General features: G+C 58.3%; 19 protein-coding genes. 8 read left to right on the top strand and 11 right to left on the bottom strand.

Features of this window, described 5'->3' with window-relative positions; genetic code table 11:
- Positions 1-7: 7 nt before the first annotated feature.
- Positions 8-2,266 carry an ATP-dependent Clp protease ATP-binding subunit ClpA gene (gene clpA / locus ABD806_RS07410; protein WP_344956324.1) on the top strand — a complete coding sequence of 753 codons (2,259 nt, stop codon included), beginning with the start codon at positions 8-10 and terminating at the stop codon, positions 2,264-2,266.
- A gap of 348 nt (positions 2,267-2,614) precedes the next feature.
- Here clpA and infA read toward each other — a convergent pair whose 3' ends face one another.
- The 5 genes from infA to trxB all read right to left on the bottom strand — a co-directional run bounded on the left by infA (position 2,615) and on the right by trxB (position 6,029).
- The gene (gene infA, locus ABD806_RS07405) at positions 2,615-2,833 is read right to left on the bottom strand and encodes a translation initiation factor IF-1 (protein ID WP_037439960.1); all 219 of its coding nucleotides are present in this window, start codon (positions 2,831-2,833) and stop codon (positions 2,615-2,617) included.
- A 76-nt stretch (positions 2,834-2,909) separates the two neighbouring features.
- The gene (locus ABD806_RS07400) at positions 2,910-3,617 is read right to left on the bottom strand and encodes an arginyltransferase (protein ID WP_344956480.1); all 708 of its coding nucleotides are present in this window, start codon (positions 3,615-3,617) and stop codon (positions 2,910-2,912) included.
- Entirely contained in the window at positions 3,611-4,306 is a 696-nt protein-coding gene (gene aat / locus ABD806_RS07395) for a leucyl/phenylalanyl-tRNA--protein transferase (protein WP_344956321.1), read from the bottom strand. The genes ABD806_RS07400 and aat overlap by 7 nt, the downstream gene beginning before the upstream one ends.
- A gap of 21 nt (positions 4,307-4,327) precedes the next feature.
- The gene (locus ABD806_RS07390) at positions 4,328-4,501 is read right to left on the bottom strand and encodes a CopG family transcriptional regulator (protein ID WP_344956319.1); all 174 of its coding nucleotides are present in this window, start codon (positions 4,499-4,501) and stop codon (positions 4,328-4,330) included.
- Between the two features lie 568 nt (positions 4,502-5,069).
- The gene (gene trxB / locus ABD806_RS07385; RefSeq protein WP_344956317.1) at positions 5,070-6,029 is read right to left on the bottom strand and encodes a thioredoxin-disulfide reductase; all 960 of its coding nucleotides are present in this window, start codon (positions 6,027-6,029) and stop codon (positions 5,070-5,072) included.
- Between the two features lie 680 nt (positions 6,030-6,709).
- Here trxB and lrp point away from each other — a divergent pair.
- The 7 genes from lrp (at position 6,710) to purF (ending at position 15,825) form a co-directional block, all read left to right on the top strand.
- On the top strand, positions 6,710-7,225 hold the full coding sequence (gene lrp / locus ABD806_RS07380) for a leucine-responsive transcriptional regulator Lrp (RefSeq protein ID WP_425583078.1): 516 nt from the start codon (positions 6,710-6,712) through the stop codon (positions 7,223-7,225).
- 168 nt (positions 7,226-7,393) lie between these two features.
- The gene (locus ABD806_RS07375) at positions 7,394-10,015 is read left to right on the top strand and encodes a DNA translocase FtsK (protein ID WP_344956315.1); all 2,622 of its coding nucleotides are present in this window, start codon (positions 7,394-7,396) and stop codon (positions 10,013-10,015) included.
- A 2-nt stretch (positions 10,016-10,017) separates the two neighbouring features.
- Positions 10,018-10,626 (top strand): outer membrane lipoprotein periplasmic chaperone LolA, encoded by a 609-nt coding sequence (gene lolA, locus ABD806_RS07370; RefSeq protein WP_344956312.1) that lies wholly within the window; start codon positions 10,018-10,020, stop codon positions 10,624-10,626.
- A 38-nt stretch (positions 10,627-10,664) separates the two neighbouring features.
- Positions 10,665-11,984, top strand: a complete 1,320-nt coding sequence (locus tag ABD806_RS07365) for a replication-associated recombination protein A (protein WP_344956310.1) — start codon at positions 10,665-10,667, stop codon at positions 11,982-11,984.
- 199 nt (positions 11,985-12,183) lie between these two features.
- The gene (gene serS, locus ABD806_RS07360; RefSeq protein WP_344956308.1) at positions 12,184-13,482 is read left to right on the top strand and encodes a serine--tRNA ligase; all 1,299 of its coding nucleotides are present in this window, start codon (positions 12,184-12,186) and stop codon (positions 13,480-13,482) included.
- A gap of 313 nt (positions 13,483-13,795) precedes the next feature.
- Positions 13,796-14,284 (top strand): CvpA family protein, encoded by a 489-nt coding sequence (locus tag ABD806_RS07355; RefSeq protein WP_344956476.1) that lies wholly within the window; start codon positions 13,796-13,798, stop codon positions 14,282-14,284.
- Positions 14,285-14,304: 20 nt separating this feature from the next.
- Positions 14,305-15,825, top strand: coding sequence for an amidophosphoribosyltransferase (purF, locus tag ABD806_RS07350; RefSeq protein WP_344956306.1), 1,521 nt, complete (start codon positions 14,305-14,307; stop codon positions 15,823-15,825).
- 79 nt (positions 15,826-15,904) lie between these two features.
- On the opposite strand, the gene ABD806_RS07345 is transcribed toward purF, so the two are convergent.
- The 6 genes from ABD806_RS07345 to ABD806_RS07320 form a co-directional block, all read right to left on the bottom strand.
- Entirely contained in the window at positions 15,905-16,504 is a 600-nt protein-coding gene (locus ABD806_RS07345; protein ID WP_344956304.1) for a Yip1 family protein, read from the bottom strand.
- A gap of 191 nt (positions 16,505-16,695) precedes the next feature.
- On the bottom strand, positions 16,696-17,160 hold the full coding sequence (locus tag ABD806_RS07340; RefSeq protein WP_344956302.1) for an MOSC domain-containing protein: 465 nt from the start codon (positions 17,158-17,160) through the stop codon (positions 16,696-16,698).
- A 16-nt stretch (positions 17,161-17,176) separates the two neighbouring features.
- Positions 17,177-17,950, bottom strand: coding sequence for an alpha/beta fold hydrolase (locus ABD806_RS07335; RefSeq protein ID WP_344956300.1), 774 nt, complete (start codon positions 17,948-17,950; stop codon positions 17,177-17,179).
- Positions 17,951-18,025: 75 nt separating this feature from the next.
- The gene (locus ABD806_RS07330) at positions 18,026-19,051 is read right to left on the bottom strand and encodes a DUF2817 domain-containing protein (RefSeq protein WP_344956298.1); all 1,026 of its coding nucleotides are present in this window, start codon (positions 19,049-19,051) and stop codon (positions 18,026-18,028) included.
- A 223-nt stretch (positions 19,052-19,274) separates the two neighbouring features.
- Positions 19,275-20,615 carry an O-antigen ligase family protein gene (locus tag ABD806_RS07325; protein ID WP_344956296.1) on the bottom strand — a complete coding sequence of 447 codons (1,341 nt, stop codon included), beginning with the start codon at positions 20,613-20,615 and terminating at the stop codon, positions 19,275-19,277.
- Positions 20,616-20,784: 169 nt separating this feature from the next.
- A complete protein-coding gene (locus tag ABD806_RS07320; RefSeq protein WP_344956294.1) occupies positions 20,785-21,366 on the bottom strand; it encodes a hypothetical protein in 582 nt (193 codons plus the stop codon).
- Between the last annotated feature and the right edge of the window lie 26 nt (positions 21,367-21,392).

Below are 21,392 nucleotides of genomic sequence, written 5' to 3'. Positions count from 1 at the left end.
GGTGCCTATGTTGAACAAAGACCTTGAAAGCACGTTGAATGAAGCCTTCAACGAAGCCCGGCGCGCTCGCCATGAGTTTATGACAGTGGAGCACCTGTTACTCGCCCTGTTGGACAATCCATCAGCCCGGGAAGCGCTGACCGCCTGTGGCGCCAATATGGAACAGTTGCGACGTGAAACCAAAACCTTCATCGAACAAACCACACCATTGATCCCGGCCGGCGAGAGCGAGCTGGAAACCCAGCCGACCCTGGGTTTCCAACGGGTATTGCAGCGCGCCGTATTCCATGTGCAATCCTCCGGCAATGCCGAGGTGACAGGTGCCAACGTGCTGGTCGCCATTTTCAGCGAACAGGAGTCCCAGGCGGCATTCCTGTTGAAAAAGGCCCAAGTCGGTCGGCTGGATGTGGTCAACTTCCTGTCTCACGGCGTCCGTAAGGACGGTCAGGGCGAAGAGCCGTCGGCGGCCCAGCAAAGCGAGGAAAACAACGAAGAAAATGCCAACAGCCAGACCGAAGGCTTTGTCATCAACCTCAATCAATGGGTGAAAGATGGCCGTATCGATCCGCTGATCGGCCGGGATCAGGAACTCAACCGCACCATACAGGTGCTATGCCGCCGCCGTAAAAACAACCCCCTGCTGGTGGGGGAGGCCGGGGTGGGCAAGACCGCCATCGCCGAAGGCTTGGCCTATCGCATCGTGCATCAGGATGTGCCGGAGATCATCGCCGACAGCACCATCTATTCACTGGACATGGGCTCCTTGCTGGCGGGCACCAAATACCGGGGCGACTTCGAAAAGCGTTTCAAGTCCTTGCTCAAGCAGTTTGAAAAGCAGAAAGGTGCCATCCTGTTTATCGATGAAATCCACACCATCATAGGGGCCGGTGCCGCTTCTGGTGGTCAGCTGGATGCGGCCAACCTGCTTAAACCCCTGCTGTCCAGCGGTCAGATCCGCTGTGTTGGCTCCACCACCTATCAGGAATACAGCCAGATCTTCGAAAAAGACCGGGCCCTGGCCCGTCGCTTCCAGAAAATCGATATTCTGGAGCCGTCCATCGATGACACCACCAAGATACTGCTGGGCCTGAAGAGCCGCTATGAATCGCACCATGACGTGCGCTATACCAACAAGGCGATCCGGGCCGCCGCCGAGCTGTCCGCCAAATACATCAACGATCGCCACCTGCCCGACAAGGCAATAGACGTTATCGACGAGGCGGGTGCTCAGGTGCGCATGCAACCGCCGTCCAAGCGCAAGAAAACCATTGGTGTGGGCGATATCGAGTCTATCGTTGCCAAGATAGCCCGTATTCCGGAAAAATCCGTGTCATCTTCCGATAAAGAGGCGCTGAAAAACCTGGAGCCGAACCTTAAGATGGTGGTGTTTGGCCAGGACAAGGCCATCGAGGTATTGACCGACTCCATTCGTCTGAGCCGCTCCGGCCTGGGCAACGAAAAACGCCCGGTCGGCTCCTTCCTGTTCGCCGGCCCTACCGGTGTGGGTAAAACCGAGGTGACTCAGCAATTGGCGCGGATCATGGGTATCGAACTTATCCGTTTCGATATGTCGGAATATATGGAATCCCATACCGTGTCCCGCCTGATAGGCGCGCCTCCGGGCTATGTGGGCTTCGATCAGGGCGGTCTGCTCACCGATGCGGTGATCAAGCATCCCCATTCGGTGGTCCTGCTGGATGAAATAGAGAAAGCCCACCCGGATGTGTTCAACCTGCTGTTACAGGTGATGGACAACGGCACCCTGACCGATAACAACGGCCGTAAGGCGGACTTCCGCAATGTGATCCTGGTGATGACCACCAATGCCGGGGTGCAGGAAACGGTGCGTAAGTCCATCGGTTTCCAGCAACAGGATCACAGCCATGATGCGATGACCGAGATCAACCGCACCTTCGCGCCCGAGTTCCGTAACCGGCTCGACCATATCATCTGGTTCAACCATCTGAATATGGACATTATCCACCGGGTGGTCGACAAATTTATTGTCGAGCTGCAGGCCCAGCTGGATGCCAAAGGGGTTTCGATGGAGGTCAGCGAGCCCGCCCGTCACTGGCTGGCGGAAAGAGGCTACGACAAGTCGATGGGGGCCCGGCCGATGGCCCGGGTGATCCAGGAAAAACTGAAAAAGCCCCTGGCCAATGAGCTGTTGTTCGGTGAGTTGGTCGGCGGCGGTACAGTGCGGGTAACCTTGCAGGACGACAAGCTGCATTTCGACTTTCAGTCGGAGGCGTCACTGGCTCACTGAGCCGGCAAAGGTAACGACCAAGGGGAGGCGACGGCTTCCCCTTTCTTTTGGAGCCGGGACCATGGCAGTGGTTGTCCGAGGTGATGGACGCCTGGAGTAAGGCAGGGTTTTTCCGCCGGGGGCCAGGCTAGCGCCGGTTTCGCTTAGGTGGCGCGCATCGGGTTGATGTTGTTGCTACGGAACAGCGCAATGCATGACTATGGTGGCGATGATGGGCTCAAGGTCGGAGACTGGGGAATGGGGACGAGTGATTGGTCGGCCACTCCCCACCCCCTATTCTTCGCCCCTCAAGCTGGTCGCTTGCAGCAATATCAGATATTGATTATGCGGAGAGCGGAAGAGTATCGGTTAGCGGGCGCGGAAGACGATGCGTCCTTTTGACAGATCATAAGGAGTGAGCTGGACAGTCACCTTGTCACCGGTCAGGATGCGGATGTAGTTCTTGCGCATCTTGCCAGAGATATGAGCGGTGACCACGTGGCCATTTTCCAGCTCAACGCGAAACATGGTGTTCGGCAAGGTCTCCAGGATGGTACCTTGCATTTCAATACTGTCTTCTTTAGCCATTGAGTCCTCTTGTTAGCGCAGGCAATAAAAACGGCAGGGATCATGCCGGATTTCGTCTTGTGTGTAAAGTTTCACCTCAGTCTTTCATCCACCGCCACTGGCCGGAAATCAGGCGTTGGTGGGGACGGTAATGTCGCTTGTAATTCATTTTGTTGCAACCATCTACTTGATATCCGAGATAAAGCCATTCCTTATTGAGTTCCCGGGCCAGCTTGATTTGGCTCAGGATGGCAAAGGTTCCCAGCGACCTGTGTTCGAGCTCGGGGTCATAAAAGGTATACATGGCACTCAGGGAGTGTCTGAGCAAGTCGGTTACCGCCACCGCCACCAGGCGTTCCCCCAGCCAGCACTCCATAAACAGCGGCGGTAGCCAGTGGCATAATAGAAAGCCTTCGTATTGTTGCCGGCTGGCCGGGTACATGGCGCCGTCCCGGTGACGCGCATTGATATAAGATTGATACAGGTGAAAATATTCCGGCTTGTCTTGTTCACTGAGGGAAATATACAGCTCGGCATTTTGCCTGGCGGTGCGTTTCTGACTGCGGCTGGGCTGGAAGTTGTTTACATCAATCCGCAATGATTCGCAGGCATGGCAGGAATGACAATGGGGCCGGTAAATATCGGCGCCGCTGCGGCGAAAGCCGGCACTGAGCAGGCGTTCATAGCCTTCGGGACACAGTAGCTCCCGGTCAAGCAAGACCAGTAGCTGCTCCTGCTGGCCCGGCAGATAGCTGCACAGGTGCTTGGGAGTAAGCCCGACTTTTAAGATGACTTCCTTCATAATTTCAATTCACCTGGTTGCCAGCAGGATCCTGTCAAGGGTTGTTGTTGCAATACCTTGAGTTTATGCAGAAACCGCTGGCGGGGCCATGTAACGGCACCCAAACTCAGCAGGTGGGGGTTGGGCAGCTGACAATCAATCAGCTGGCCGCCATGGCGCGCAAAATGACGACACAAGGCCAGCATGGCTATCTTTGAGGCATTATCCACCCGATGGAACATGGACTCGCCACAAAACAGGGTCCCCAGGTTCAGGCCGTACAGGCCTCCGACCAAATCGTGACCCTGCCAGACCTCGATGGAATGGGCGTGTCCGGCCCGGTGCAGCTCGCCATAGGCCAGTTCTATTTCGCGGGTGATCCAGGTGCCCTGCCGGTGCTCACGCAGGCTGCGGCAGGCGTGAATCACATACTCGAAGGCGGTGTTCAGGGTCACCTTGAAGCGTTGGCTGCGTGCCAGCTTGGCGAGGGTCCGGCTGACATGCAGCCGTTCCGGCTCCAGTACGGCCCGGGGATCCGGCGACCACCAGAGCAGCGGCTGGCTTTTGTCAAACCAGGGGAAAATGCCCATCTGGTAGGCCAGTAACAGCCGGTTGGGTGACAGATCTCCTCCCACCGCCAACAGGCCGTTTGGATCATCCAGCGCCTGTTGGGGATCGGGAAACCATAACGTGTGATTGAGCAATGTAAGCATAACCGGCCTTATGGTTCTGGGTTATTCCCGTTCGGAGCTGAGCCGGTCCTTGCCCGTTTTTTCCTCTATATAATCCCGGATGAAATGGCGCACTTTCTGTGACGGGGTCACATCTTCTTTGGCACACAGCTCCTCGAACATGGCTTTTTTTCGGGGATCGATCAGCAAGGTCAGGCGAGCGGTACGTTGTTCCATCATGACTCCGGATTCTCCAGCGAAGATGTTAATCAGATTAACATTGAATGATTCTCTGATGAAAATGTAGTGATCACGCATTTCCCATGTAACCCAGGGGGTGTTCCGATACTGCCCATGATGTCGCCGCCGCCCCAACAGGGCACGCGCAAGGCAGCAGGCGCCACGCTATAGTGGGCCTATTGTCAGGCTGCTAACGCAGGGCGCGCCCTGTTGGGCCATGACCCGAAGGGGTGAGGCTGTGCCGCCCCGTTGCGGCGTTGCTTACCACTGATGTGGGCCCACCACACTGCGTGGTGCGCATCTTGCCACGAAGCGGCACAGCCTCAGCGTCATTTATACGCAGTAACGGAACACACCCTAGCCGGGCCAGGGTTTAGCCGGTTGAGGGACATCAGCTTTTATCCGAGCTTGAGGGAGGCATTGGCGGATATTCCGCCGGCAAGGTACGATGGACCGAGTGGTAAGCTGGCAGCCAGCCTGCGGAGTGGGGGATAGGCTATGGGGGCAACAGAATGCCGGCTCGACAACAGGAAGCGGGGGAGCCCCGCTTCCTGTCTGAACGGCGTTATTTCCCTTCTTTAGCGTCCAGATAGCGCTCGGCGTCGAGGGCGGCCATGCAGCCGGTGCCGGCGGAGGTAATGGCCTGACGATAGACGTGGTCCATCACATCACCGGCGGCGAACACGCCTTCGATGCTGGTCTGGGTGGCATTGCCCTGGGTGCCGGACTGCACTTTCAGGTAGCCGTTGGCCATTTCCAGCTGGCCTTCGAAGATCTGGGTGTTGGGCTGATGGCCGATGGCCACAAACACCCCGGTCACATCCAGCTGTTCGGTCTGCTCCGAGCCGGTGTCTTTCAGGCGAATACCGGTCACTCCCATGTTGTCACCCAGCACTTCATCCAGGGTGCGGTTGGTGTGCAGCACGATATTGCCGTTGTTGACCTTGTCCATCAGCCGGTCGATCAGGATCTTCTCGGAGCGGAACTGCTCGCGTCTGTGCACCAGGTGCACTTCTGCTGCGATATTAGCCAGGTACAGGGCCTCTTCCACCGCGGTGTTGCCGCCGCCGATCACGGCGACCTTCTGGTTGCGATAAAAGAATCCGTCACAGGTGGCGCAGGCGGACACCCCACGGCCTTTGAAGGCTTCTTCCGACGGTAGGCCCAGGTACTTGGCGGAGGCGCCGGTGGCGATGACCAGGGCATCACAGGTGTATTCCCCATTGTCGCCTTTCAGGCGGAAGGGGCGCTGTTGCAGCTCGACTTCATTGATATGGTCGAACAGGATTTCGGTTTCAAAGCGCTCGGCGTGCTCTTTCATGCGTTCCATCAAGGCCGGACCGGTCAAACCTTCAGCATCGCCGGGCCAGTTTTCCACTTCCGTGGTAGTGGTCAGCTGGCCGCCTTGCTGAATACCTGTCACCAGCACAGGATTGAGGTTGGCCCGTGCGGCATACACGGCGGCGGTGTAACCTGCGGGGCCGGAACCCAGGATTAGCAATTTGGCGTGTTTGGCTTGGCTCATCTATGTCTCTCCAACCGTGGCGATATGCACATTTTGATGCGTCCGATTGTAGGGGATAGGCCAAAGGTAATAAAGACCAAGAAAGCGATTGCCCTAATCGCCCGGCTGTCCGCTGTACTCATAAGTGAACAGGGGTGTGCTCTAATCCTGCCGGCAGTAAGGTACCGGTTGTGCCGAATGACGCATAAAGCAGCATTATAACGAATAGTTATGCATTATAACCTTAAGGTAGGTGTTCGGTTAAAAGTTATCATTTTGCGCGACATAGGCGGGGTAAAGAGTAAAAATTCCTCTTGGTGTGGAATTATTATTTGTCCGCAGTTGGCTTTGTAGCGTGTTTGACTGCTACTGGTTTTTTTGCGAAAAAATGAGAATATTGCAATGATTAATCCTATTCAGCCGACAAAAAAACCACAAATAAGCATCACGAAGCGTTGGTATCCAATTTATCTGCTATTTTTCTTCGTTTTGTCATGCTATGTTGTGGTGGATTGAAATTTAATAGCTAATCGATAATTTTAGTTTTTTATTTACTTTGGGGCGGCGCGGACGGCCATGCCAGGCTGTATGGATAGGTTGCCGGGCCGAAGCACAATATACCTTTGATGTTATAGAGATATTGTGCTTTCCTGTGGTTTTGTGCCATACAAGTTTGTTGTTACTAGTGGGATGTATCGAAGATGAGCCAAAGGATGGATGAAGTACTGGACTCCAACAGCCGACCAGCAAAAGAGCTGGATCGTATCGACCGCAATATACTCAATGAATTACAGCAGGACGGCCGTATTTCAAACGTAGAATTGTCCAAGCGTGTCGGTTTGAGTCCTACTCCTTGCCTGGAGCGGGTGCGTCGTCTGGAGCGACAGGGGTATATCGAAGGTTATACCGCAATTCTTAACCCCCAGTTCCTCGACGCCTCTCTACTGGTATTCGTGGAGATCACCCTGAACCGGGGCACTCCCGATGTGTTTGATGAGTTCAACGACGCGGTGCAGGCGTTGGAAGAAATCCAGGAATGCCATCTGGTTTCCGGTGACTTCGACTACCTGTTAAAGACCCGGGTGGCCGATATGTCCGCCTATCGCCAATTGCTGGGGGAAACCCTGTTGCGCCTGCCCGGGGTCAACGACACCCGCACCTATGTGGTGATGGAAGAGGTTAAACAGAGCAATCGTCTGGTGATAAACACGCGCTAGGCTGTGCTTAACCGTCCGGCTCTGGTATTTTTATGCCGGACGGGGAACCAAATCGAGTCAGATCAACGAGCGGCCCAGTGCCGCTCGTTTGTTGTTTAGGATCAGGCGACCCGTCCTGTCGCTCATCTGAGTCAGAATGTAATAACAATAATAGCGAGGAGCAGGCGTTTGGCTGAGAAAAAGCTGTTTACTCCCATGTCTGGTTTACAGCGTCTGTTTGAGGCCGGATTAATTATCATCATCTTGCTGGCCATCTACATGATGCTGGCCCTGATGTCCTATCATCCTTCCGATCCCGGCTGGTCACAGACCGCCTGGGGCGGCGACATCAGCAATGCAGCCGGGCCAGCCGGTGCCTGGCTGGCCGATATCCTGTTGTTTGTCTTTGGTTTTTCCGCCTATGTGTTGCCGCCGGCCCTGGTCCTGCTGGGGTGGTCCCTGCTGTGGCGCCCAAAAAGTCTGGGTGAGATTTGCTATCTCACCCTCAGCCTGCGCATCGTCGGTTTCCTGTTGCTGGCCTTCAGCCTGTTGGCGCTGGCCAGCATGAATGTTAGTAATATCTACTACTTTTCCGCCGGTGGCCTGATCGGCGACATGCTGGCCGGCGCCATGAACCCGGTGTTTGGCTGGCTGGGCACGACCTTGCTGCTGCTCTGTAGTTTTGCCACCGGGGTCACCTTTTTTACCGGCTGGTCCTGGTTGCTGATTGTCGAGCGGCTGGGAAGTTCGGTGCTGTTGGCCCTGGCCTGGCTCGGCAACGCCCCGGCGCATATTGCCGCCTGGCAAGAGCAGCGGCGCTATGGCCGGGGCGTCGATGAAGAGCCAGCCGGTCAGCTGGTGCCGGCAGCCGGATTGGCGCCGGTTGATGAGTCCGGCCTTTCAACCTGGGAAAGACTTAAGGAGCGGCTGAAAAGCGACAAGAAGCCGTTGACCAAGGGGTCATGGCAATACGATGATGAAGACCCGCTGTTGGCCGAGTCGGCCCCGGTACCTGTGGCTAAGTCGCAACTGCAGAAAAAGGTGCCGCCGGCGCGTAAAGAGCCGGTCTTCAGCCATGAACTGTCAGAATTCGACTTGGCCGACGAGCGGGTTTCGACGCCAGGCCGGGCCCGGCCTGAGCCACAGGCTCAGATTCAGACCAAGGCCCCGGACTGGGAGACGGACTTTGACCAGGATGAATCTGAAGATGAGCTGTTGGATCTGCCCTGGCTGCAGCCTGGCGCTGATGAGGAGCAGGCACCGCCTCCCGTCAGGTCGGCCACAGTGCCGACGCCTGCGCCCAGGCGGCAAGATCTGCCACCTTTGCCTTCAGTTGAACTGCTGGATTTACCCCAGCGGCAGCACCAGCCGGTCAGCGAGGCCGAGCTGGAACGCATCGCCCGCCTGGTGGAGGCCAAGCTGGCCGACTATAACGTGCAGGCCAGCGTGGTGGGTGTCTATCCGGGTCCGGTGATCACCCGTTTCGAGCTGGATCTGGCGCCTGGCGTCAAGGTCAGCAAGATAACCAACCTGGCCCGGGATCTGGCTCGCTCCCTGTCGGCGATCAGCGTGCGGGTGGTGGAAGTGATCCCCGGCAAGCCTTATGTGGGCCTGGAGCTGCCCAATAGCCGGCGGGAAACCGTGTTCCTCCGGGAAGTGCTAGACAGCGAGGCTTTCCGGCGCAGCGAGCATCCCCTGACCCTGGTTTTGGGGCAGGATATCGCCGGCGAGCCGGTGGTGGCCAACCTGGCGCGTATGCCCCATGTGTTGGTGGCCGGGACCACAGGCTCGGGCAAGTCGGTGGGCGTCAACGTGATGATCCTGTCCATGCTCTACAAAGCTAGCCCGGAAGATGTGCGTTTTATCATGATCGACCCCAAGATGCTGGAGCTGTCGGTCTATGAGGGCATCCCCCACCTGCTGACCGAAGTGGTCACCGATATGAAGGAAGCGGCCAATGCCCTGCGCTGGTGCGTGGGCGAGATGGAGCGGCGCTACAAGCTGATGTCGGCCATGGGGGTGCGTAATCTCAAGGGCTTCAATAGCAAGGTGCAGGATGCCATCGACGCCGGCGAGCCGCTGAGGGATCCTCTGTGGCAACCGACCCAGTCGATGGATACCTATCCGCCGGCGCTGGAAAAACTGCCCCATATCGTGGTGGTGATCGATGAATTCGCCGACATGATGATGATCGTCGGCAAGAAGGTGGAGGAGCTGATTGCTCGTATCGCCCAGAAGGCACGGGCAGCCGGTATCCATTTGATCCTGGCGACCCAGCGTCCCTCGGTGGATGTGATCACCGGCCTGATCAAGGCTAACATCCCCACCCGGATGTCGTTCCAGGTATCGAGCAAGATAGACTCGCGCACCATACTGGATCAGCAAGGGGCCGAGTCCCTGCTGGGGATGGGCGACATGCTTTACCTGCCAGCCGGGGACAGCAACCCGACCCGGGTGCACGGCGCCTTTGTCGACGATCATGAAGTACACAAGGTGGTGGCCGACTGGAAGGCCAGAGGGGAGCCCAACTACATAGAGGAGATCCTCAATGGCGATGTAGGCAGTGATGGTCTGCTGCCCGGAGAAATCCCCGAGGGCGGTGATGATGAGCTGGATCCCCTGTTCGACGAGGCGGTGGCTTTTGTCGTAGAGAGTCGCCGTGGCTCTACCTCCAGCGTGCAACGTAAGTTCAAAATAGGCTACAACAGGGCCGCCCGTATTATCGAACAGATGGAATATCAGGGCATAGTGAGTGCAGCGGGCGGTAATGGTCAACGTGAAGTGCTGGCGCCTCCGCCAGCCCGGGAGTAAAGATGAAAAAACTGGCAACCTTAGGCCTGCTGCTGTTGTCCGTCAGTGGTGCCGCCCTGGCCGATGCCCGGGCAGATTTACAGAAAAAACTAGCCACCTTCGAGCGTTTTTCTGCCAGCTTTAGCCAGCAGGTCTTCGACGAGCGGGGCGAGCCGATGCAGAGTGCCGGCGGCACCATGGAGCTGTCCCGACCGGATCGCTTCCGCTGGCATACCCAGGTACCGGATGAGAGCCTGATCGTGTCCAACGGCACCGATGTGTGGATGTACGATCCCTTTGTCGAACAGGTCACCATAGTGCCGCTGGCTGAGGCGGTGCTGAATACCCCCTTCCTGCTGATCGCCGGTAGCGACGGTCATCGTTGGCAGCAATACGATGTCAGCAGGCAGGGCGATGCCTATGTGGTCAAAAGTCGGAACGCGGCCGAACTTATCAAGGAGTTCAGCCTAACCTTTGACCGCCAGAACCGCATCGAGCGTTTCGTGGTGATCGAGTCCGGCGGCCAGCGCAGTGAGTTCAGCCTGAGCGAGGTGGACACGTCGCCGACATTCCAGGCCGGCCGCTTCCAGTTTAACCCGCCTTCCGGGGTGATGATCGACGATCAACGCTGATCATAGGCAGCGGTGATGGGGGAGTTGGGATTGGTGAAATGAGCACCTTAAACCTGGATTTTGAAGAAGATTTCCGTCCGCTGGCGGCCCGGATGCGGCCCCAGCGGCTGGAGCAATATCTGGGACAGCAGCATATTCTGGGACCGGGTAAACCCCTGCGCCGGGCGCTGGAAGCGGGTCACTGCCACTCCATGATCCTGTGGGGGCCGCCCGGCACCGGCAAAACCACCCTGGCGGAGCTGATCGCCATCTATTGCGACGCCCAGGTGGAGCGGGTGTCCGCCGTCACTTCCGGGGTCAAGGAAATCCGGGCCGCCATCGAGCGGGCCCGGGAGCATAAACAGGCCGGTCGGCGCACCATCTTGTTTGTGGACGAAGTCCACCGCTTTAATAAATCCCAACAAGACGGCTTCTTGCCCCATATCGAAGACGGCACCGTCACCTTCGTCGGCGCCACCACCGAAAACCCCTCATTCGAGTTGAATAACGCGCTCTTGTCCCGGGCCCGGGTCTATCTGCTCAAACGGCTGGAGGTGAGTGATATCGAAGCCATGATAGGCCAGGCGCTGACCGATCCCCGGGGGCTGGCCGAACAGCCCTTGTGCCTGGCCCCCGGGGTACAGCACGCCCTGGCCCGTTTGGTCGATGGAGATGGCCGCAAGGCATTGAATTACCTGGAGTTGTTGGTCGATATGGCGACAGAGCAAGACGGCTTGCGCCATATCGACAAGGCCCTGCTGGCGGAGGTGACGGGGGAGCGCCAGGCCCGCTTCGATAACCAGGGGGATCTGTATTACGATCTGATCTCGGCCATCCATAAGTCGATCCGCGGCTCCAACCCCGACGCCGGCCTGTACTGGTATGCCCGTATGATTACCGCCGGCTGTGATCCCCTCTATATCGCCCGCCGGCTGCTGGCCATTGCCTCCGAAGACGTGGGGCTGGCCGACCCCAAGGCCATGGAGGTGGCGCTGGCCGCCTGGGATTGCTTTACCCGGGTCGGACCGGCGGAAGGGGAGCGGGCCATCGCCCAGGCCATCGTTTATTTGGCCTGTGCGCCCAAGAGCAACGCCCTCTATACCGCCTGGAAAGCGGCACTACGGGACGCCAGGGAACAGCCCGACTTTGAGGTGCCCATCCATCTGCGTAATGCGCCGACCAAGCTGCTGAAAGAGCTGGGTCATGGCGCCGAATACCGCTATGCCCATAATGAGCCCGGCGCCTACGCCGCCGGCGAATGCTACCTGCCCGAGCCGTTGGCCGAGCGCAGCTACTATCAGCCCAACGAACGGGGCTTCGAGCAAAAGATCAAAGCCAAGCTGGAATACCTGCGCCAGCTGGACGAGCAGGCGAAGTAGCCAAGCACCGGGGATGGGAGGCTGCCTCAGGGCCGATTGAACTGTGCTGCATAACATAGTGGCGGGGTCGCCGCTCCCACAGGCTGCGGCCCCAGCGTGGCCCCTTTATCCCCGTCCCCGGCCCTGATAAACTCGACCCCGTGTATTTTGAGCCCCGACCCAGCGCCACCCGCGCTTCATTAGAATAAATAGGTAACTCATGCTGGATCCCAAATATCTGCGTAGCGATATCGCCGAGACGGCGGCACGCTTGGCGCGCCGTGGTTTTATTCTGAATATAGAGCAGTTCAACGCATTGGAAGATAAACGCAAAACCCTGCAGGCCCGCACCCAGGAGCTGCAGGCCGAGCGTAACGCCCGCTCCAAGGCCATCGGCCAGGCGGCCCGCAGCGGTGAAGATATCGTCCCCCTTAAAGCCGCGGTGTCGCAGATCAATGATGAGCTGGATACCTGCAAGGTCGAACTGGATGCCTTGCTGGAGGAGATCAAGGCCTTCTCCGATGCCATTCCCAACCTGCCCCACGAATCGGTGCCTCAGGGGAAAGACGAAAACGACAACCTGCTGGTGCGCAGCTGGGGCGAGCCGACCCAATTGGACTTTGATCCCAAGGATCACGTCGCCCTGGGCGAAGCCCTGGCCGGTCTGGACTTCAAGGGGGCGGTCAAGATCTCCGGTTCCCGTTTTGTGCTGATGCAGGGCCAGATAGCCCGGCTGCACCGGGCTCTGGCCCAGTTTATGCTGGATTTGCATACCAGCCAGCATGGCTACACCGAATGCTATGTCCCTTATCTGGTCAATGCCGACAGCCTGTACGGCACCGGCCAGTTGCCCAAGTTTGCCGCCGATCTGTTCCACACCGCCATCGAGGGCGAGGGGGATGACGAAGGCCGGGTGCGGCGCTTCTCGCTGATCCCGACTTCGGAAGTACCGCTGACCAATATCGGCCGGGACGAAATCTTCGACGCTGGCGAACTGCCGCTGAAATTGACCGCCCATACCCCCTGTTTCCGCTCCGAGGCAGGCTCCTATGGCCGGGACACCCGTGGCCTGATCCGCATGCACCAGTTCGACAAGGTCGAAATGGTGCAACTGGTTCATCCGGATCAATCCTGGGCTGCCCTGGAAGAAATGGTGGGGCACGCAGAAAAAGTACTGCAGAGCCTGTGCCTGCCGTATCGGGTCGTGGCGCTGTGCACCGGCGACATGGGCTTCTCCGCCACCAAAACCTATGACCTGGAAGTTTGGCTGCCGGCGCAGAATACCTACCGGGAGATCTCCTCGGTCTCCAATTGCGGTGATTTCCAGGCCCGTCGTATGCAGGCCCGGGTGCGCGATGCCGAAGGCAAGCCGCAGTTGCTGCATACCCTCAACGGCTCCGGCCTGGCCGTCGGCCGTACCCTGGTCGCCGTGCTGGAAAACTACCAGCAGGCCGATGGCCGCATCGCCATTCCTGAGGCATTGCAGCCTTACATGGGTGGCTTGAAGTATATCGGTTAAGATCCGGCTGGGGCGGCGACCCCGCCGCGATATGTTTACATGGCTTTGCGGCCCATCGGCCCGGGGGCGAGCCTGCTACATTGCAGCCGGGTAGGTCGGGCCTTGGCCCGGCGAAGCAATGGCATCAGGGCCTACAGCCAACCCGGCCCCATTCCCTGTACGAACTCTTGTCGGCCCAAGGGCACGACCTACGGACTCGGCCCGGGGTCGAGCCGCCCACAATCTTGAATGAAATTTCTCCGCTTTTTCTTCGCCTTTTAGCGGTCTAATTTGGTAGAATGCGCGGCAATTGAGAGGTGCCAGGCAATAAATGATGGTTTGGATAGACTACGCAATACTCGGTATCATCGGACTTTCCGCACTGATCAGCCTGGTGCGGGGCTTTGTCAAAGAAGCCATGTCGCTGGCTACCTGGGTTGCCGCCTTTTTTGTCGCCAGCCGTTTCTACGCCGATCTGGCGGTGCATGTGAGCAACATCTCGGACCCCCTGTTCCGCAACGGTGCGGCCATTGCCATTCTATTTGTACTAACCCTTATCCTGGGTGCCCTGGTTAACTACATAGTGAGTCAGCTGGTCAGCAAAACCGGTTTGTCGGGTACCGACAGGATACTCGGCGTCTGTTTCGGCGCCGTTCGCGGCGTCTTTATCGTCGCCGCCATGTTACTGCTTATCGACATCCTCACGGCTTTCCCCCAGAGTCCGTGGTGGCGTGAATCCCGTTTGATACCGGAATTCGCCGTCGTTATTCAGTGGTTTTTCAGCCTGATGCAAAATTCATCCAGCTTTTTACCCAAGCCATAGCGAGTTGAGGAAATTAGGACATGTGTGGGATTGTCGGAATTCAAGGCACGACCCCGGTAAATCAGGCGCTCTACGATGCCCTGACCGTATTGCAACACAGAGGTCAAGATGCGGCAGGCATAGTGACCATTTCGGGCGATACCTTCCGCCAGCGCAAGGCCAACGGCCTGGTGCGGGACGTGTTCGAAGAGCGCCATATGGAGCGCCTGATCGGTAATGTGGGCATCGGCCATGTGCGTTACCCCACCGCCGGCAGCAGCAGCGTCGCCCAGGCCCAGCCTTTCTATGTCAACTCACCCTTTGGTATAGCCCTGGCCCACAACGGCAACCTGACCAATGCCAAGGAGTTGAAGGAAGAACAATTCCGGGTGGCCCGTCGCCATATCAACACCACCTCGGACTCCGAAGTGCTGCTCAACGTGCTGGCCCATGAACTGGATCAGCAAACCCAAAACCTGCACCTGGAGCCAGCCCATGTGTTCGCCGCCGTCAGCCGGGTGCATCAGCAGGTGCGTGGTGCCTACGGTGCGGTTGCCGTTATCATCGGCCACGGCATGCTGGCGTTCCGCGATCCCAACGGCATCCGTCCCCTGGTGCTGGGCGAGCGCGTCGCCGAGGACGGCAAGAAGGAATACATGGTGGCCTCCGAAAGCGTGGCCCTGGACGCGGTCGGTTTCAGCCTGATCCGCGACATAGCGCCGGGTGAGGCGGTGTATATGACCGAGCAGGGCGAACTCTTCACCCAGCAGTGTGCCGAGCATCCCCAGCATCACTCCTGTATCTTTGAGTACGTCTACTTTGCCCGTCCGGATTCCTTTATCGACAAGGTGTCCGTGTACGGAGCCCGGGTTCGCATGGGTCAGAAGCTGGGTGCCAAAATCGCCCGGGAGTGGGAGGATCTGGACATCGATGTGGTGATCCCCATCCCCGAGACATCCTGCGATATCGCCCTGGAGATATCCCAGAATCTGAATATTCCTTATCGCCAGGGCTTTGTGAAGAACCGCTATATCGGTCGTACCTTTATCATGCCCGGCCAGAACCAGCGCAAGCAGTCGGTGCGTCGCAAGCTGAACGCCATCCCTTCCGAGTTCAATGGCAAGAACGTGCTGCTGGTGGATGATTCCATCGTGCGTGGCACCACCTCGGAGCAGATTATCCAGATGGCCCGGGATGCGGGTGCCAAAAAGGTTTACTTTGCCTCTGCCGCCCCGGAAATTCGCTTCCCCAACGTCTATGGCATCGACATGCCGTCGGTCAACGAGCTGATCGCCTATGGCCGGGAAGTGGATGAGATCTGCAAGCTGATCGGCGCCGACGGCCTGATCTACCAGGATCTGCAAGATCTGGAAGACGCAGTACGTGCCGATAACGCGGACCTGCGCCGCTTTGAAACTTCGGTGTTTACCGGCGACTATGTGACCAAGGACGTCGACCAGGAATATCTGGACGCCCTCAACGCCCAGCGTAGCGACAGTGCCAAACAGCGTGACAACATAGATAACAGTCACCTGGAAATGTATAACGAAGGGCAGTCCTGACCCGGTATCTGGCTTTTCCCGCATAAAAAAGGCGCCCCGAGAGGCGCCTTTGCTTTATGTTTTACTTAATGACCCATGATTATTGGGTGTATATAGGACCTAGGCCCCAACTCCAGACAATGACCGAGCCCACCATGATGCACACCAGCAGTACCAGACCGCAGGTGACGACAGAGCTGGCATAGATAAAGCCCCGCTCTTCGGGAATATGCATGATAATCGGCACACCCGAGTAGAGCAGGTAAACCGAATAGGCGACACCGGCCAGCCCGACCAGCATCAAGAACACCGGGCTGGGGTAAAGCACGGCCAGGCCGGTCATAAACAGCGGCGTTGCAGTATAGGCCGCCAGTTCCATACTTTGGGTAAAGCTTGGTTTTGCGCCAAAGGTTTTTGCCATCCAGTAGGTGAGGTAAGCCAACGCGAATACGCCGGCGATCAGTGTGAAATACATGCCCACCGACATGATCAACGCGCTTTGTGTGGTCATCATGATGGTATTGCTGGTCCCGAAGTCCCAGCCAATCATGGTGGCCGATACAAAGACGCATACGGAAGGTATCAGTGCAATAAATAACAAATGAACAAGACTGTAGTTTAAGCTTTCGTGATGGTGGTCTATGGTATGCCACTCTTCTTTCGGATGCGCGTACAGGCCCCAAATATGGTTTAAAATCATAGCCTTATCCCCTTTAAAACCCCAATTACCAGGCGACTTCCATGCGGACCAAGGATGTTAGCTTTACTCCCGGCCTAAGGTAAGTTATTAGCCAGCCGGTCGCGTCCGTCAAGAAAGCGGAGGGATAAAGCGCCATTCTGGGAGCTGGAGCAAATTTGGCAATCAATAGCCGTCCCGCCCAGCGTCCCCCGTTACTGCACAGACACCCTGTCCCCCACATACAATCGGCCGGAGCCGAGGATCTCGGCCCGAATCCCCCCCAGCCCCTTCAGGCCGGCCATCATATCGGCACCGGTCAGGCGGCCGAGCAGGCGGCAGGGGTGGCAATGGCGCAGCCCTTTGAACCAGACCTCACCTATCAAGAAAACCTGGCCCAACAGCCGGGTGACATCCAGCCCGGCAATCACCAGGTTACGGCGGAAGGCGGCCGCCGGCAGCGCCAGCCCGAGGCGTTGGTTGCATAGGGCAATGGCGTCAAGGCTGATCAGACTCACCTGCCGGCCATGGCTGAAGCATTCCCGGCGGTTGAAGCTGCCGGCCTGCAGAAAATAACGATCACCGCGCAGGCCCCGGCCGGCCACGGCAGCGACCGACGACACCGGCTGCAGTGGCGCCTTGGCCGTTGGGCAGATTAAGATTTCGGAGAGTGTTGCCATCGTTAGTTGCCTTTAGTTAATCATCCGAATCTTGGCTCCCTTGCTCAATCCAGGCTCGCACCTGTTCGCATACCCAAACCGTGGCGTCCAGGGGCAGGTCATGGCCGGCCCGGGGATGGCGGCGCAGGGGCAGTTGCCAGTGATCGGCAATGGCCTGGCTGCACCTGGGGTTGACCAGTTCGTCCCCCAAGCCATTGAGCACCAGCATGGGGATCTCAGGCCGGGTGGGGACAGGGCGATAGCGCAGGGCGGCGAGCAACTGACACAAGGTATTCCGGCGCCGGGAAGGCAGCTCCCGGGCATAGGCCGCCCAGCGGGCCAGGATGGCGACATCATCGGCAAAAAAGCGGCTGGTCAGTTGCAGGATGGCGGCTTCCTGCAGCAAGGGATCCCGCTGCCACAAGCACCATTTCAGCAACCGCCAGTATACCTGCGGCCGGAGCCGGTGGTAAAAGGGGCTGACCCCGGCCAGGCTGCTGTTCATCAACACCACGGCGCTCAGTTCGGCAGGATAGCGGCTGGCCCAGTCCACCGCGACCATACCGCCAAGCGACAGGGCCAGCAGCCGTAGCGGACCTTTCGCCCGCTCTGCTTGCCAGCGCTGCCTTAACCAGTCGGTCATGTCCTGAATGCGGCTCGGACTCTGTCGATGATATTCACTGCCAAAACCGGGTAAGTCCGCCAGGAGCACCCGTTCGTTGGGAAAGTGTCGTTGAAAGCGCTCGGGAAACCCTTCCCAGTGACGCTGCTCGCGCATCAAGCCCCGTAATAGAATCCAGCTAGTGCCCATGTTGATACCTTTATTGACGCGGCGCCCCACAACATGTTGTGTGACACTGTCCAGCGGCCCGGGGCCGGGCCCCTACTATTTATTAAACCACAACGCCATCGCCTCTTGCCGCAGCTGCTCGGCCTGCTGCCGTGGTGGCAGCCATAGCCGGTATCCCTCGGTCGCCCGCATTAAAAAGTCGATTAAGATCAGGTGGCGGCGCAATACCCGCTGATGCCGGTGCGGCTTGACCGGATTGAACAGCCCGGTGAAGTGCAGCAGCTGCAGCGGATTTTTACGGACCCACAACCAGGAGCCCATCTCCAGGGTAAAAGGGATGAACACCCCGGGCCTGTGGCGGGCTTGCAGGGTCAGATGGTCCCACAGGTCGCCATGGGTCATATAGTGCAGCCATTGGGGCTCGATGGCGTAATAGTTGTGGTTGGGATAACTGGTTAAAAACAGCGCGCGCAGGGCGGTTATCGCCGCAAGGTTGGGGGGCGGCTCACGGTTGCCCGCAAAGGGGAACCAGATCCTGTCCTGGCGACCGTACCCTGAGTGGCAATCCAGCGCCAGGCTGAAGGGGCGACCCATTAAATAGCGTTCGACGGCTGCACACAAGGCTCTGGCCTCCGGCTCCATGGCCTGGCCGCGATACCAGGGCAAATGACGGGTTAACCGCTGTCCCCCCAAGGGCCAGGTTACCGGGCCGCAAGCCTCCACCGGGCTGTTGCGCATCAAATCCACCCCGTTACCATTGGCGCGGGTGGCCCGTACCAGGCCCACCGGATTGACGATGGGCATAAACACCAGGCTTACCCGCTCCAGCAGCTCATGAGCCAGGCTGGACCAACGCAGGCTTTCTACCAGGGAGTGTAGGTAGGCCAACACCACCTGGGTGCCGATCCGCTCCACACCATGGACACCGCCGAACAGGCCCAGGGCCGGTGCGTCGGTCGCCCGGGAGCCCAGGCGCAATACCTGCACCGGAAAGCTGTCAGCCTTGGATTCAACCCATGCCAGGGTGTGCAACTCGGCATGGGCCCCCGCCCGGGAGGCAAGGTCGGCCAGTTGCTCCAACTCGGGCAGGGAAGAAGGCAGCAAGGCAGGAGCTGGAGTCATGGACAGAGGGTTAGCTGAAAACAGGCTTTCAGTGTAGACCGGAATCCGCCAGTGGGAGCGGCGACCCCACCGCGGGAATATGCTCCGGCCGATCGACCCATGGGCGGGCCTGCTGCACATGCCTGTGCCTGAGGTTGGTGAACCCAATCCCTATTCCCTAATCACTAGTCCCTGATCTTCAGTTGCCCGGTTTATCGGCCCGGGTGGGCCTCCTGCAACAACCTTAGCCTTCAACCTTCGCTCGAGTTCTGCCTTTCTCATGCTTGTTGGCCAGTACGGCGATGGCGCACAACACCACAAGGGTGGCGGCATTGGCCGGAATTTGCAGGTTAAAGTCGGTAAACGAATGGATCATCAGTGCCAGCAAACCCATGCTGGCGGCAAATCCCACCCCGCTGCGATACCAGGACTCCCTATGCCACAAGGCGCGCAGCGCGTGCCAGAATGCCAGCAGCATAAAGGCTGCGAGGGGCAGGGTACCGATAACACCGTATTCAATGGCGAACTGAATAAAATCATTATGGGCGTGATCAAAATGGCTTACCAGACCCGGCCCGGCATACTGCGGGAACACGGCTTCAAAGCTGCCGGCACCGGTACCGGTCAGCCAATGTTGCTCCAGCAAGGGGATGGCATCTAAATAAACGTCGGTGCGGACTTCATTTTTACGGGCCACCACCACTTCATTAACGACCTGATCTTCAAAGCGGGTATTGATAAGCCGGTCTTTTAACTGATCCAGGCCAAAGTACTGGCTGATGACCAGGATATCGATCAGCACAAAGCTGGTCAGCAAAATAGTGTTTCTGACTCTGTTTTCTTTATTGAGTAGAATAAATATCCCACCGATAACCAACAGGCTGACAAAGAAAGCGGTATTACCCATGCGCGAACGGCTCATGACCAAGCCGATAACCATAATCACCAGGCCGATGCGCAGGCGGGCCTTGGGGCCCATTAATAATTCCAGCATCGCCTTCCAGCCGAATGAGCCGCCGTCGCGCAGCGCCATTAACAGGCCAATGCCGCAGGCCATGGTTAATTCCAGATAACCGGCCAGATGGTTGCGGTTGACAAAGGTACCGGTGGCGACATGCGATGAGGTTAAAAAGCCCCATTCCATACCGGAAAGCGCCATAAAAGTGCCGATAAATGCCTGCAGGGTGCCGCTAATGACCAATACTGCCAGGAGCACGGTCAAACGGCGGCGGGTATGGAATACGCTTAGCACCATCATAAATAGCAGCGAATACGCTAAACCCAGCATGAGATACTGAAAACTGGCGCCGGTGTCCAGGCTGATGTCCAGCAGCAATTGGCACGCGACCCAGCCCTGGGCCAACAGTAACAAGGCCAGCATGGGCCAGGCGGAACGCAAGGCCCGGCTGAAGGGTTTATCCTGCCTCAGCCGACCCGTGGCCCATAGTGCCGCCAGTACACCGACCAGCAGCACCAGCAGGCCCATGGACCAGTCTCGGTTACTGCCCAGCGGCAATGGCAGCCAGATCAGCAGCGCCAGCAGGCCAAAATAAACAGCAGAGTCAACCAGAGAGCGTTTTTCCATACCTTATCCGTTAATCAATGTGAATCCAGTGGGAGCGTCGACCCCGGTACGATATGGTCCAATCCCCATAGGGATGGACATAGTAAACAAAAGCGCGCCGTCAGGCGCGCTTTGTTCGGGACCATCCCAAGTCCTCGTCATCAATCCCTGACGAATCCGGTTCTCGGGTTCAGCTGCGGCTGGCAGAAGAGCCGCCGCCACCGCCGCCGCCATTGGCGGTGGGAGTGGAGCCGGTATTAGTGGTACCGGTGGAGGCACCGCCAGCGGTTGTGCCGCTGTTATTGCCGGCGGCAGCAGCCACCCCTTTCGCTACGGCGCTTTGCACGGCGGCGGCGGCGGCGGGAGCCGCCTTAGTGGCAGCGGCGCTGATGCTGGCGGCGGCAGCCGGGGCAGACTGAGCGGCACCCTGGGCAACGGCCGCAGCCAGGGCAGGCTGGCTGGTCACTGCGGTTGCGGCGGCGGTAGTGATGCTAACCGCAGCCGCAGGGTTGGTGGCAACAACGGCAGCCACGGCAGCCTGAACGACGGCGGCAGCCTGGGCAGCCGGCATGGTTGCGGCAATGGCAGAAACCACATTAGCGACCGCGGCCGCAATGGCGGCTTCGCCTTTGGCCGCCAGTACTTCGGCGGTCAGCTCGGGGGTCAGTTCCACACCGGCACCTTGCAGCGCATTCAGCGCTTCCTGGTCGGCAAAGGCGGGGCTGGCGGCTAACGCCGCAGCGAGAGAGAGAGCAGTAAGCGTTTTACGCATTGATCAACGTCCTCGTTTTAATCTGT

Origin of the sequence: Zobellella aerophila, from assembly GCF_039539325.1 — a bacterium.
GTDB lineage: Bacteria > Pseudomonadota > Gammaproteobacteria > Enterobacterales > Aeromonadaceae > Oceanimonas > Oceanimonas aerophila.
This window is presented reverse-complemented; position numbering and strand designations above follow the sequence as displayed.